Origin of the sequence: Paenibacillus tritici (assembly GCF_018207515.1) — a bacterium.
In the GTDB taxonomy this organism is placed as follows: domain Bacteria; phylum Bacillota; class Bacilli; order Paenibacillales; family Paenibacillaceae; genus Paenibacillus_AQ; species Paenibacillus_AQ tritici.
On sequence record NZ_CP073365.1, the window covers coordinates 4,811,203 to 4,824,148 of the forward strand.

The window sequence follows — 12,946 nt, forward strand, 5'->3', positions numbered from 1 at the left end:
AAGGTTAATTAGGTCTAAAAAAACCATTATGGTCTTAATTGTGCCACAAATTCACGAATTTGCAACAGTCCGGCGCTTCTCGTCTGCGGCTCGGCCAGCAAAGGAATGACCTCCTCCACCTTGCGGACAATCGCGCTTCCGACTACTACCCCATCGCAGATCTTGGCAAACCGGGATACCTGCTCTCCGGTGGAGATCCCGAAGCCTACAGCGATAGGCAGGTCGGTAGACCGGCGCACAGACGCAATGAACTCATCTATTCCGCTGTGGAAGGCAGACCGTTCACCGGTCACCCCCAAGGAAGATACACAATAGACAAACCCGCTGGCACCTGAGACAATCCGGGCAATCCGTTCACTGGAAGTCGGGGCAACCAGCGGAATGAGGTTCACTCCGGCCGCACGGCTGCGTTCACGCATCTCCTCTGATTCCTCAACAGGCAGATCGGGAATGATCAGCCCGCTGATCTCATGGGCATCCAGCGCGGCAAAAAATGTATCGAGCCCCATCTGCATCACCGGATTATAATAAGTGAACAGGATGAACGGCAGTTCACTGCCGGCCTGGCGGGCTTTCAGCGCCGTCTCCATACAAGTACGGAGATGAACGTTGCTGCGCAAGGCTCTGGAGGAGGCCCGCTGAATGACCGGACCGTCAGCAAGCGGATCGGAGTAAGGAACGCCAAGCTCCAGCATATCCGCACCGGCAGCCTCCAGCTCAGCAATAATATCCAGGGTAGTCTCAAGATCAGGATCACCTACCGTCAGGAAAGGAATCAGAGCAGCCCGGCCTTCTGTCTTCAGCTTTTGAAAGGTCAGATCCATCCGGTTCGTGGTTTCGGTTGTCATTGGTTCTGCGCCCCTTCCGTGTACGCCATGATGGATTCAACGTCTTTGTCGCCCCGGCCCGACAGGCAGATGACCACAACATCATCCTTGGTCAGTGTCTTGCCCAGCTTCACCACATGGGCAATGGCATGAGCTGATTCCAGCGCGGGAATAATCCCTTCCGTCACGCAGAGCAGCTTCAGCGCGTCCAGCGCTTCCGCATCCGTAACCGGGACATACTGGGCACGGTGAATATCCTTCAGATAGGAGTGTTCAGGTCCGACACCCGGGTAATCGAGTCCGGCCGATATGGAATGGGCCTCTATGATCTGTCCATGCTCATCCTGCAGCAGGTAGCTGAGCGAGCCCTGGAACACCCCGCGGGTTCCCTTGCTCATGGTTGCCGCATGGAACGGTGTATCAATGCCTTTACCGGCCGCTTCTACACCGATCATCGCCACCTGCTCATCCTCCATGAACGGATAGAACATGCCGATGGCATTACTGCCTCCGCCTACAGCGGCAACCAGCAGATCCGGCAGACGCCCTTCCGCCTCCAGAATCTGGCGCCGGGTCTCATCTCCGATAATCCGCTGGAAATTGCGGACCATCATCGGATAAGGATGGGGGCCAACCGCAGAACCGAGCACATAGAATGTATCCTCAACATTGCTCACCCAGTAACGGAGTGCCTCGTTCCCGGCATCCTTCAATGTTCTGGAGCCGGAGGTCACCGGAATGACCTCTGCACCGAGCAGCTTCATCCGGAAGACATTCAGCGCCTGGCGGCGGGTATCCTCTTCGCCCATGAACACCTTGCATTCCATGCCGAGCAAGGCGGCCACCGTAGCTGTAGCTACTCCATGCTGGCCTGCGCCGGTTTCGGCAATCACTTTGGTTTTGCCCATTTTTTTGGCCAGAATGCCTTGTCCAATGGCGTTATTGATCTTGTGGGCACCCGTATGATTGAGGTCCTCGCGCTTCAGGTAGATCTTGGCGTCGCCCAGATGCTTGCTTAACCGCTCGGCATAATACAGCGGGGTCTCGCGGCCGGAATACTGCTTCAGCAGATAATCTATTTCCTCCTGAAAGGCCGGGTCTGCCGAGAATTCGCGGTAGGCCTCCTCCAGCTCAATCAGTGCAGTCATTAAGGTCTCAGGAACGAAGCGGCCTCCAAAAGAACCAAAACGTCCGTCCTTGTCCGGTACTTGTATCATGATTGCTTCACCCTTTCTACGAAAGCTGTCATTTTTATAATATCCTTACTGCCGTTACTCTCCACTCCGCTGGATACATCCACGCCATAAGGGGAATATCCGTCCAGCAGCTCATTCACGTTGTCCGGGTGAAGTCCTCCGGCTATAAATAAAGGCAGCCTATGGTTCGCCGCCGCTTGCTGGTATAGGGGGATTTGCTCCCATTCAAACGTACGGCCAGTACCGCCGCTGCCCTGTGGATCATAAGTATCCAGCAGCAGCGCGTCGATGGTGCCTGCGTAGCTGTCCAGGAGCGCATGAATGTCTTCCGCAGCATTAGTATCACGGCCGGCAACCGACAGAGCCTTCCACACCTTAACTTGCGGAAATGCCTGTCTGACCTCCGCGCAAACCTGCGGACTCTCCTGTCCGTGAAGCTGTACGACATCCAGCGGAACAGCTCTCAGCAGCTCTGCCAGCTCTTCGCGATCCGGGTTGACGAACACGCCCACCGAGCGGGGCGCTGTCTCAGACTCCCAATCCCGCAGCTCGGCGATCAGCTCCGCAGCCGCTTCAGCGGTAACTCTGCGGCGGCTGGGGGCAAATACCAGGCCGACATAATCCAGCGGCAAACTCTTCATAGATTTTAGCACTTCAACGTCCTGAAGTCCACAGATTTTTACCTGCGTATCAGCCATGCCGCTCACGGTCCTTCCCTGCAGGAAGGGGGCCGAGCAACTGATAGACGGCTTGCTCCACATCCGGCTGGCGCATCAGATATTCCCCCACCAGCACACCGGTTGCCCGGGTCTTGCTAAGATAAGCGATATCCTCCGGTCCGGTGATCCCGCTCTCGCTGATTACCGGAAGACCCTCCGGAAGCAAGGCTGCCAGCTCCGCCGTAGCGGAGAGCGACGTCTCAAAGGTCTTGAGATTCCGGTTATTAATGCCCAGCAGGACACCGGGATGTCCGGCTCTGCCGGTAGCGAGTACCATTTCCAGCTCGGCACGGTCATGAACCTCAATGAGGATGTCCAGTCCAAGCGCGGCGGCGGTATCCGTGAAGCCTGCGAGCTGCTGCGGTGATAGAATCGCCGCAATCAGGAGAATGGCATCCGCTCCAAGCAGGCGGGCCTCATAGATCTGCTTCTCATCAATGATGAAGTCCTTGCGCAGCAGCGGAAGCTTCACCGCCTCTCTTACCTGCTGGAGATATAACCCGCTGCCCTGGAAATAATCCTTGTCCGTTAATACAGACAGACAATCGGCTCCTCCCGCTTCGTAGCCCCTGGCAATCGCTACCGGATCAAAATCGGCACGGATCAAGCCCTTGGACGGCGAGGCCTTCTTCACTTCGGCAATCAGTCCCATCTGCCGGTTCCGCCGTTCCATCAGCGCTGCACGGAACCCCCGGGTTGCAGGCAGCGCTGCAATGGAACGCTCCGCTTCGCTAATCGACAATCGCGCGCTTAACGCTTCAACCTCTTTTACTTTGGTGGCAACAATCCGGTCAAGATACATAATCAAGCTCCTTTGTCATCGCTTTTAACTGTTCCAGTTTGCGGAGTGCCGCACCTGAATCCACAACTTCTCTTGCACGGTCAACGCCTTCTCTCAGGGTAGCTGCAAGTCCGGCGACATAGATACAAGCCCCGGCATTCGCTAACACGATATCGCGGTACGGATTCATCTGGCCTTCCAGCACGGTAGTAATAATAGCCGCGTTCTCGGCTGCGTCGCCGCCCATGACATCCTCCAGCGGATGCTGGCTGAGGCCAAGCTCCTGCGGCGTAATTTCATACGTGGTGACTACGCCTTGCTTCAGTTCGGAGACCTGTGTCGGTGCGGAGATGCTGATCTCATCCAGTCCATCCAGGCTGCTGACAATCATCGCCCGTTTGGAGCCCAGCTCACCCAGTACTCTGGCCACGGTCTCCGTCTTGTTAAGGTCATAGATGCCCATAAGCTGCCGGTCTGCTCCTGCCGGATTGGTCAGCGGGCCCAGCATATTGAACACTGTCCGCACTCCCAGCTCACGGCGGGGAGCAGCGGCATGCTTCATTGAAGGATGATAGATCTGGGCGAACAGGAAGCAGATGCCGATACTGTCCAGACATTGCCGCGCCTGATCTGCGTTCAGATGAATATTGACGCCTAGCGCCTCCAGCACATCCGCGCTGCCCGCCCGGCCAGAGGCCGAACGGTTGCCATGCTTGGCAACCCGCACAGAAGCGGCGGAAGAGATGATCGCCGAAGCCGTGGAAATATTGAATTTATGGATGCCGGAGCCTCCTGTGCCGCAGGTATCCAGCAACTGGCTCCGCTCTGTAAGCACATGAGTCCCGTGGCCGCGCATCGCTTCGGCGAAGCCGGTGATTTCTTCCACGGTCTCTCCTTTGATCCGCAGAGCCGTCAGCAGTGCCCCGATCTGGGCCGGAGATGCCGCCCCCTCCATAATAGTGCCCATAATCTCACGGGCCTGTGTGCGGGTAAGATCTCTGCCCTCAATTAGACCGGCAATTCCTGACTGTATTAACTGGCTTGCTTCCATAGTGTTGTCCTCCTAAAAGTTTTGTTAGGGGTACTTCCTGAATCAGCTTCGTACAAAACTGGCTCCGAAAGCATACGCTAAAAGTAGTATGGAGCATTCTCTGCTCGGCTCGGCTTCGTAATAACTTCTCTGCTATTCCCGGCTCACGGGGTATATTCGTACATGTAATCCTGGTTAATGACCTGCTTCTCCTTCACCTCGGCAGGGAACATGGCCTCAGCCATCCGGATCGCCTTCAGCATCCCCTTGGCTTTGTTCACCGTCTCCTCGTATTCCTTCTCCGGAACGGAATCCCAGACAATCCCTGCTCCAGCCTGCACATAGGCCCGGCCTTTGCGGAAGATGATCGTGCGGATGGTGATACACGAATCCATATTCCCGGAGAAGCCGAGATACCCGATGGCCCCGGCATAAGCGCCGCGCGCTTCCTGCTCCAGCTCGGCTATGATCTCCATCGCCCGCAGCTTCGGTGCGCCCGATACGGTGCCCGCCGGAAGGCAGGAGAGGAAGGCATCGAAGAAATCCTTATCCTCTGCCAGGGTTCCGGTTACATTCGAGACCAGATGCATCACATGCGAGTATTTCTCGATCTCCATGAATGAATTGCATTTCACGCTGCCGAATTTCGAGACCCGGCCCAGATCATTGCGGCCCAGGTCTACGAGCATCAGATGCTCGGCGCGTTCCTTCTCATCCTCCAGCAGCTCTGCGGCAAGCTGCTGGTCCTCTGCCTCTGTTGCTCCGCGCGGCCGGGTTCCGGCGATGGGCCGGGTCTCCACGCGGCCGCCGTCCACCTTAACCAGCGCTTCCGGTGAGGTGCCGACGATAATCTCCTCATCCATTTTCAGATAATACATATAAGGCGAAGGGTTCAGGGTACGCAGCATCCGGTACACATGCAGCGGGGATACCTCAGTCTCTATATGCATCCGCTGCGACAACACTACCTGGAAGATATCACCGGCACGGATGTATTCCTTGGCCTGCTCCACATTGCGGATATACTGCTCCTTCGTCAGGTTGGAGTGAATCTCGCCCAGTTCAATATCCTGCGGAATACTGCGGCGGTTGACGTTCTCCTTCGGGCCTTCCTTCTGCAGCTCCTCCGCCAGATTCTCTAAGCGGCAGCTTAACTCCTCATAATTGGCCCGGATATCGGAATCGGTATCGCCATCCTTGATATGCAGATTGCCCACGAGCAGGATCTGCTGCTTCACATGGTCGAAGACGATAATGCGGTCACAGAACATGAAGCGGATATCATCCATATTCAGATCATCCACGGCATGTGCGGACAGCTTCTCATAATACTGCAGCAGATCATAGCCGAAGAATCCGATGGCCCCGCCCGTAAACGGCGGCATCCCGTCCAGCTTGGGACTGCGGTAAGAGCGAAGCAGCGCTTTGAGCTCCTCTACGGGTTTGCCTGAGAGCTGCTTTTTCTCACCGCCGACCTCCACATGGATTAACCCCTTTTTACCGGAGATCATCAGGAACGGATCACTGCCGATAAAAGAATGGCGCGCCCATTGAATGCCGCCTTCTACGCTCTCCAGCAAAAATGCGCGATCCTGCTCGGCAAAACGCTGGAACAGGCGGATAGGCGTTTCCATGTCAGCCAGCAGTCTTTTCACGACCGGGATCAGATTATATTCGCGCGACAGCGACACCACTTCTTCAATGCTCGGATTCGTCACTTGGGTAACCTCCTAGGGTTAGTTAAGGTATTGTCCGAAATACAGAAAAACCTCTACCGGAGTAGAGGTTTGTTGGTAGTCAGTATGTGATTAAGCGCCTCGGACCGGCATGAACCCAATCGAATGCAGCAGATTCTCCTATGGATACAGGAATAGCGTGTGTGCAACACATAAGTTACCGCTATACAGGTATGCCAAAAAAAGAACACTGACAATCAAAGGTCTGCCCTATCATAAAGTCCTGCACTCAGCTCAACTATACTCAACTCAACTCATTCTAAACTCTGCTTTACTCGGCTAACTTCACTATACATGATGACAGAGGTCATTGACAACCCCGTATACGTAATTTATTACTTGCTCTGTGAGAGATCCGGGCGGAGCCGCTGGGCTTCGTTCAGATACACGTGGCGGATATCCCGCTGGGATTTGTCCGTATTCACTTGCACCATCAGGCGGATACAATTCGGCAAACTGCCCTTTACAGGAATCTCAACCGAACACATCAGCGGCACCATTTCCCAGCCTTCAATCTCGCGGATGGCCCGCGCCGGGAACGTCGCATCCAGATCCCCGGTCATCGTAATCCACACACTGCAAATATCCTCTGCGATAACGTCATTACGCTCAACAATTTCTCTAAGCAGAACAACCGTTTCACGTAAAATTTCCGTTTCATCATTTTGGGTTACGGTTGTTGCACCGCGTATGCCCCGGTTCACCATGGGCTCCCCTCCTTCTTAAGCTGAGCTATGACTTCACGCACATCGCCTGCCTGCACATCGTTCACGATGCTGACAGCACCAATGGCTTCGGGTACGATAAAAGTCATTCGGCCTTCCTTGAACTTCTTGTCGTGCATCATCGCTTCCATCAGCTCTTCCTCGCTATACTGCGACGGGAGCCGGGTAGGCAGTGACAAGGCCGTCAGCATGGACACCGTATCTTCATAGATCTGTCTGTCCCGCCCCAGCTTCGCTGCCAGGAGAGCAGAACCGGCCATGCCGATGGAAATAGCCTCGCCATGCAGGAAGGTGCCGTAACCGCCGACCGCCTCAATGGCATGTCCGATGGTATGTCCCAGATTCAGAATTGCGCGCTGCCCCTGTTCCCGTTCATCATTGCCGATGACAGCCGCCTTGATCGCGCAGCCGCGTTCCAGCGCATATCCAAGCGCTTCCGGGTCCAGAGCCAGCAGCTCACCGGCATGCTCAAGGCACCAGTAAGCGAACTCACGGTCCAGGATCAGCCCGTGCTTCACCACTTCCGCCAGGCCTGAAGCGACCTGCCGGGGAGGAAGTGTAGCCAATGTGTCCAGATCATACAGTACCATGGACGGCTGGTAGAAGGCGCCCAGCATATTCTTCGCCAGCGGATGGTTAACAGCAACCTTGCCGCCGACACTGCTGTCATGAGCGAGAATGGTGGTTGGAATCTGCATGAATCCGATTCCCCGCATATAAGAAGCTGCGACGAATCCGGCCAGATCTCCGACCACTCCCCCGCCTAGCGCCAGCACCGCAGAGCTGCGGTCCAGTCCGCCCTGAATCGCTGTCGAGATGACTTCTTCATACACCGCCAGGGATTTGGATGCTTCTCCCGCCGGAATAATGTGGCTGACCACCGTATATCCGCAGCTCCGCAAGGAAGCCTCTACCTGAGCAAGATAACGCGGAGCCACTTCACTGTCGCTGACCAGCAGCAGCGGACTGCGCTGCGCGAACCCGGCCTCACTACAGCGTTCGCCTATGCTGTTCAGCAGGCCGCTGCCGATATGAATAGGATAAGAACGTTCTCCCAGCTCTACTGTAATGCTGCGCATCTTAGTAGCTCTCCAGCTGAGCCAGGTAGTTATTATAGTTAGCGCGGATCTCCTCCAGGGAATCTCCGCCGAATTTGTCCAGGAACGCCTTGGCAATCTCCCAGGCAACCACATTCTCCAGGACGACACAGGCAGCCGGAACGGCGCAAGCATCGGAACGTTCCACCTGGGCAGTGAAGGGTTCCTTCGTATCAATATCTACGCTCTGCAGCGGTTTATACAGCGTCGGGATCGGCTTCATCACTCCGCGGACAACTACCGGCATTCCGTTGGTCATTCCGCCTTCGAACCCGCCAAGCCGGTTGCTTGCCCGGTAGTATCCCTTAGAAGCTTCGTACATAATCTCGTCATGGACCTGTGAGCCGCGCAGCTTGCCGGCCTCGAATCCGATCCCGATCTCCACACCCTTGAAGGCATTGATGGACATAACCGCTCCGGCAATGGCACCATCCAGCTTGCGGTCTGACTGCACATAGCTGCCAAGGCCGACAGGCAGGCCTTCGACAATACATTCCACAATCCCGCCGATGGAGTCGCCTTCTTCCTTGATCTTGTCTATGTAAGCCTCCATCTTCTGCTCGGTCTCCTTGTCCACTACCCGCACAGAGGATTCTTCAGTCAACGCGATCAGCTCATCGGCGGACAGCCCGTTAGCCGGCGCTTCAATCTCTCCGATCCGGATCACTTGTCCGGCAATCTTCACCCCGAATTCGGCAAGCAGCTGACGGGCTACTGCACCTACGGCTACTCTCGCTGCCGTCTCGCGGGCACTGGAGCGTTCCAGGACATTACGCAGATCAGTGTGGTTATACTTGAGTCCCCCGTTCAGGTCAGCATGACCGGGACGCGGACGGTTCACCCGGCGCTTCTCTTCGTCGCTGCCGGGAACCGGTTCAATATTCATAATGTTCTTCCAGTGGGTCCAGTCTTTGTTCTCCACCACAAGTGCGACCGGAGCTCCGGTGGTATAACCATGGCGCACACCGCCAACAATCTGCGCGGTATCCTTCTCAATCTGCATCCGCCGTCCACGGCCGTAGCCCTTCTGTCTGCGGTGCAGCTGGAAATTAAGCTCTTCAAAGTTAAGTGTCAAATTACTGGGCAATCCCTCAATAATGGCTGTAAGCTGGGGGCCGTGCGTTTCCCCCGCTGTTAAATAGCGTAAACTCATGCTGCGTTCCCCCTTCACACTTTTAGACTGTAAACCGCTAAAATGTTAAATGTCTTTGCTTATTATAGTATAGGCTCCCGGCTTTGACAAGAATGCAATGGCCTTATCAGCAGCAGCTCCAGGTACAAAACAAACGCCGCTCCTGCTCTTTCGAGTAGAAGCGGCGCTGCTGTGCGCGTCCCCGTTCAGGAGCCTGTCTCCAGCCTATCACTGCCCGGTGCAGGAAGGCGGCTGGAGGTTCTGCCTTCTTCCACGGTAAGCAGGCACTGCAGCTGCAGCTCCTCCATCCCGAGAATTTGCCCGCATTCGCGTATCGTGAGGAACCCCCGTCTATACGCGGTTATAACCATGCTTTTGTCCATCTGGATTAACGACCTTTCACTTGGCGTTAGGTTTCTTCCTACTTCTCATTATCACTGAAAAGCGGTTAAAGTATACCTGAGCCAAGTGATCACGCCCCAGTGCTCCAGCCGTTATTTCTTGCGGTAAAAGAAGGTTTCGGTAGACTCGAAGCCATACTGTGCAGGTGTGAAAATCTGCTCCGTGCTGCCCACAAACAGATACCCTCCGGGCCGCAGACTGGCCGAGAATTTGTGGTACAGCTTATTCTTGGCTTCTTCCGTGAAATAGATCATCACATTACGGCAGATGATCAGATCAAAACCTTCATCGAACTTATCCAGCAGCAGATTCTGCTTGCGGAAGTCAATATTCTTCTTCAATCCGTCACTGACCTTGAACACAGGGCCGTCCGGAGTGAAATACCGCTCCGCTACATCTTTGGGCACATCCTTCAAAGAACGCTCCAGGTACAGCCCCTGCTTCGCTTTGGCCAAAGCTCCGTCGTCGATATCTGTAGCCAGAATACCGGTCTGGGCCAGAATATTCTTGTCCGACAGGATCATCGCCAGCGTATAGGGCTCTTCCCCGGTGGAGCAGGCGGCACTCCACAGCTTCAGCCTGCGGCCGGAACGCTGGAGATCCGGCAGAATCACATCCCTGAGCACCTCCCAGCGGTTCGGGTTACGCCAGAATTCAGAGACATTGATCGTCATGCGGTCCAGGAATTCATAGAATAACGCCTTATCCTTCATCATTGCCGCAAAAAAATCATTAAACGTGTTGTACCCGTTCTTCATGCGGAGCGTCGTCAAACGCCGCTTCATCTGTGCTTCCTTATACTGGGCTAGATCAATGCCTGTGCTTTGTTTGATATTATGAATAAATCCGGTGTAATCCGGGTCCGGGGCCAATGAGGATTCTTCACGTTCAGCCATAATATTCTCCTGTCTCCCGCCCGGATCTTACATCCAGGCTGCGATGTCTTTATCATACTGTGCCAGTTCATCCGGAGCGAAGAAATTAGCGATTTCACGTGCTGCGCTTTCTGGCGAATCCGATCCGTGGATTAGATTAAGGGGAGTGTGGCTGGCATAATCACCGCGGATAGTGCCCGGCAATGCTTCGCCCACTTTGGTTTTGCCGATCAGCAGACGGGATAACGCTATGACATCATCGCCTTCCCATACCATGGCAAACACCGGACCCGAGGTAATGAAGCTCACCAGCTCCGGGAAAAAGTCCTTGCCTTCATGCTCTGCGTAATGCTTCTTCGCCTGTCCCTCTGTAACGGTGATCAGCTTGGCAGCAACCAGCTTGAATCCCTTGTCCTCCAGGCGGGTAACAATGCGCCCGATTAACCCGCGCTGTACACCGTCCGGTTTGATCATCAGATACGTTTGTTCCATAGAGTCACTCTCCAATTCCCCTTATTCTAATGAATAGGCTGTTTATGGTCACATATTATCAGAAACCCCGGCATCTGTGAACGTAAATTTGCATGTGTGTTATAAGTCTAATACGCGCGGCCGGTAATAAAAAAGGCGATGTCGCGCAAATTGCGCTTAGTCCGGTTGCGGGGCAGCTGGTCCAGCGCTTCTAGCGCCTTGGCGATATAGCGGGAAGCCAGCTCCTCCGCACGGGATATCCCTTCTCCGGAGAGAATCAGATCAATGGCCCGTCCAGCCCCGCTGCTGCCTTTCCGAATCCGGTCAAGCTCTTCGAGCAGCCCCTCGCGGAGCCTCGCATCCTGCAGGCTGTAGATCACTGGCAGTGTGATATTCCCCTGCCGCATATCACTTCCCGGAGGCTTACCGATTTGCTTCTCCGTTCCGGAGAGATCGAGCAGATCATCACGGATTTGAAACGCCATACCTACGTTGTATCCGTAATTATAGAGCAGCCGTGCCGTTTCCGGCTCCGCATCCGCTGCCAGAGCGCCAAGCTGACAGCTGACGGCAATCAGCAGCGCTGTCTTGCGGCGGATTCTCCGCAGATAATGGCGCACACTCTGCCCGCTGTTGAAGAAATCGCGGATCTGCTCCATCTCTCCGATGGACATCTCTACCATGGCTTTGGAGAGAATCTGATGAATCAGGGGATTCTTCAGCCCCGAAGTCATCACGAGGGCCTTGGCATAAATATAGTCCCCGGTATACATGGCGATCTTGTCGCCCCATTTCGCCTTGACGGTCGGCTCTCCCCGCCGGAGATCCGCATCGTCAATGACATCATCGTGAACCAGCGAGGCGCTATGAATCAGCTCCAGCGGGATCGCCACGCGCTTCAGCTTATCAAGGTCATATTCTCCGAATTTGCCGCCCATCAGGACGAATACCGGCCGGAGACGCTTGCCTCCTGCTTTGAGCAGGTGCAGCGAGGTTTCGCTGAGCAGGTCATCGTCCCCCTGGACGCTGCGGTACAGCTCTTTCTCAATCTGATCCATGTCTTTGTTCAGCAAGCCGAACATTTGCAGTCGCTTCATTCTTTCACCCGTGTCAGCAGATTGTGGCTCCAAAGCTCCATCTTCACTTCCTGCGGCAGCAGGCCCATGTCATAGGCATAGCGGAAATAGAGGTTCAGACCTTCCTGCTGCCTTTCCCCAAAGTCATAACATAAATTACGGAAGTAATCATTCCAATAGGAGGTTGTGCCTCCGATAGTGCAGCAGGCTTCTTGAATTACAGGTCCCAGATTACTCAGGCCGCGTCTCTTGCTTAGCTCGAAGGCTTCCGCAATCTCGGCAATAACCTCCGGATTACGGGCTGCCGCCGCCCGGTTAACCGCCCATACGGCAAAGGTCATGCTACAGCCCGTCCATTCCTTCCACAGCCCGCCCAAATCCGTTACATGATATCCCTGATCCTGCCACGAAGCGCGGATGGCATGATCACCAATCAGCAGGCAGGCATCCCCCTGGTTCATCATAACGTTCAGATCGGGATCGGCACTGATGTACTCCGGGCTTGCACCTATGGCCTTGTGCATCAGAATCTTCAGCAGATTAACTGAGGTAGCCGAGGTATTCGTTACGGCGATCCTTGCATTACCTATTTGATGTACCGGCATTTTGGAGAAAAGAAAAATAGATTTGACCGGCCCGTCCGCACTGACGGACAGGCCGGGAAGCAGCACCAGCCGGTCGCTGGCTGCTGCATAGGCGAAGGAGGATAAAGCGCCTACATGGATATCCCCCGCTGCCATCCCCCGGTTAAGGACAGCCGGTACTTCACTCACCATTTCTGCAGGAAAACTTAAAGAAGAAGGATGGAAATGATGATAGACCGGCCATGAATTGGTATAGCTGATTTTGCCGATAACGGTGCGTTCCGGCTGTGTCATC

General features: G+C 54.9%; 14 protein-coding genes. All 14 read right to left on the bottom strand.

The genetic code is table 11. The features are described from left to right. Nucleotides 1–26: 26 nt before the first annotated feature. The 14 genes from trpA to KDC22_RS20910 all read right to left on the bottom strand — a co-directional run bounded on the left by trpA (nucleotide 27) and on the right by KDC22_RS20910 (nucleotide 12,945). On the bottom strand, nucleotides 27–848 hold the full coding sequence (gene trpA, locus KDC22_RS20845; protein ID WP_211720209.1) for a tryptophan synthase subunit alpha: 822 nt from the start codon (nucleotides 846–848) through the stop codon (nucleotides 27–29). Further along, nucleotides 845–2,044 (bottom strand): tryptophan synthase subunit beta, encoded by a 1,200-nt coding sequence (gene trpB / locus KDC22_RS20850; RefSeq protein WP_173129075.1) that lies wholly within the window; start codon nucleotides 2,042–2,044, stop codon nucleotides 845–847. The genes trpA and trpB overlap by 4 nt, the downstream gene beginning before the upstream one ends. Further along, on the bottom strand, nucleotides 2,041–2,721 hold the full coding sequence (locus KDC22_RS20855) for a phosphoribosylanthranilate isomerase (RefSeq protein ID WP_211720210.1): 681 nt from the start codon (nucleotides 2,719–2,721) through the stop codon (nucleotides 2,041–2,043). Before KDC22_RS20855 ends, trpB begins: the two co-directional genes overlap by 4 nt. Beyond that, complete coding sequence (gene trpC, locus KDC22_RS20860) at nucleotides 2,714–3,544, bottom strand: indole-3-glycerol phosphate synthase TrpC (RefSeq protein WP_173129081.1); 831 nt, start codon at nucleotides 3,542–3,544, stop codon at nucleotides 2,714–2,716. Before trpC ends, KDC22_RS20855 begins: the two co-directional genes overlap by 8 nt. Then, a complete protein-coding gene (gene trpD, locus KDC22_RS20865) occupies nucleotides 3,534–4,574 on the bottom strand; it encodes an anthranilate phosphoribosyltransferase (protein WP_173129084.1) in 1,041 nt (346 codons plus the stop codon). The genes trpC and trpD overlap by 11 nt, the downstream gene beginning before the upstream one ends. A gap of 143 nt (nucleotides 4,575–4,717) precedes the next feature. Beyond that, nucleotides 4,718–6,271, bottom strand: coding sequence for an anthranilate synthase component I (gene trpE / locus KDC22_RS20870; RefSeq protein ID WP_173129087.1), 1,554 nt, complete (start codon nucleotides 6,269–6,271; stop codon nucleotides 4,718–4,720). Nucleotides 6,272–6,624: 353 nt separating this feature from the next. Further along, nucleotides 6,625–6,996, bottom strand: coding sequence for a chorismate mutase (gene aroH, locus KDC22_RS20875; protein WP_173129090.1), 372 nt, complete (start codon nucleotides 6,994–6,996; stop codon nucleotides 6,625–6,627). Next, the gene (aroB, locus tag KDC22_RS20880; RefSeq protein WP_211720211.1) at nucleotides 6,990–8,093 is read right to left on the bottom strand and encodes a 3-dehydroquinate synthase; all 1,104 of its coding nucleotides are present in this window, start codon (nucleotides 8,091–8,093) and stop codon (nucleotides 6,990–6,992) included. Before aroB ends, aroH begins: the two co-directional genes overlap by 7 nt. A gap of 1 nt (nucleotide 8,094) precedes the next feature. Next, a complete protein-coding gene (aroC, locus tag KDC22_RS20885) occupies nucleotides 8,095–9,264 on the bottom strand; it encodes a chorismate synthase (protein WP_173129097.1) in 1,170 nt (389 codons plus the stop codon). 185 nt (nucleotides 9,265–9,449) lie between these two features. Beyond that, entirely contained in the window at nucleotides 9,450–9,626 is a 177-nt protein-coding gene (locus tag KDC22_RS20890) for a hypothetical protein (protein WP_173129100.1), read from the bottom strand. Between the two features lie 111 nt (nucleotides 9,627–9,737). Further along, nucleotides 9,738–10,541: a CheR family methyltransferase gene (locus tag KDC22_RS20895; protein WP_246552797.1), complete on the bottom strand. Its 804-nt coding sequence runs from the start codon at nucleotides 10,539–10,541 to the stop codon at nucleotides 9,738–9,740. A 27-nt stretch (nucleotides 10,542–10,568) separates the two neighbouring features. Continuing rightward, complete coding sequence (ndk, locus tag KDC22_RS20900; RefSeq protein WP_173129103.1) at nucleotides 10,569–11,012, bottom strand: nucleoside-diphosphate kinase; 444 nt, start codon at nucleotides 11,010–11,012, stop codon at nucleotides 10,569–10,571. Between the two features lie 107 nt (nucleotides 11,013–11,119). Next, nucleotides 11,120–12,088 carry a polyprenyl synthetase family protein gene (locus tag KDC22_RS20905; protein WP_173129106.1) on the bottom strand — a complete coding sequence of 323 codons (969 nt, stop codon included), beginning with the start codon at nucleotides 12,086–12,088 and terminating at the stop codon, nucleotides 11,120–11,122. Further along, the gene (locus KDC22_RS20910; RefSeq protein WP_211720212.1) at nucleotides 12,085–12,945 is read right to left on the bottom strand and encodes a menaquinone biosynthetic enzyme MqnA/MqnD family protein; all 861 of its coding nucleotides are present in this window, start codon (nucleotides 12,943–12,945) and stop codon (nucleotides 12,085–12,087) included. Before KDC22_RS20910 ends, KDC22_RS20905 begins: the two co-directional genes overlap by 4 nt. Nucleotide 12,946: the final 1 nt, after the last annotated feature.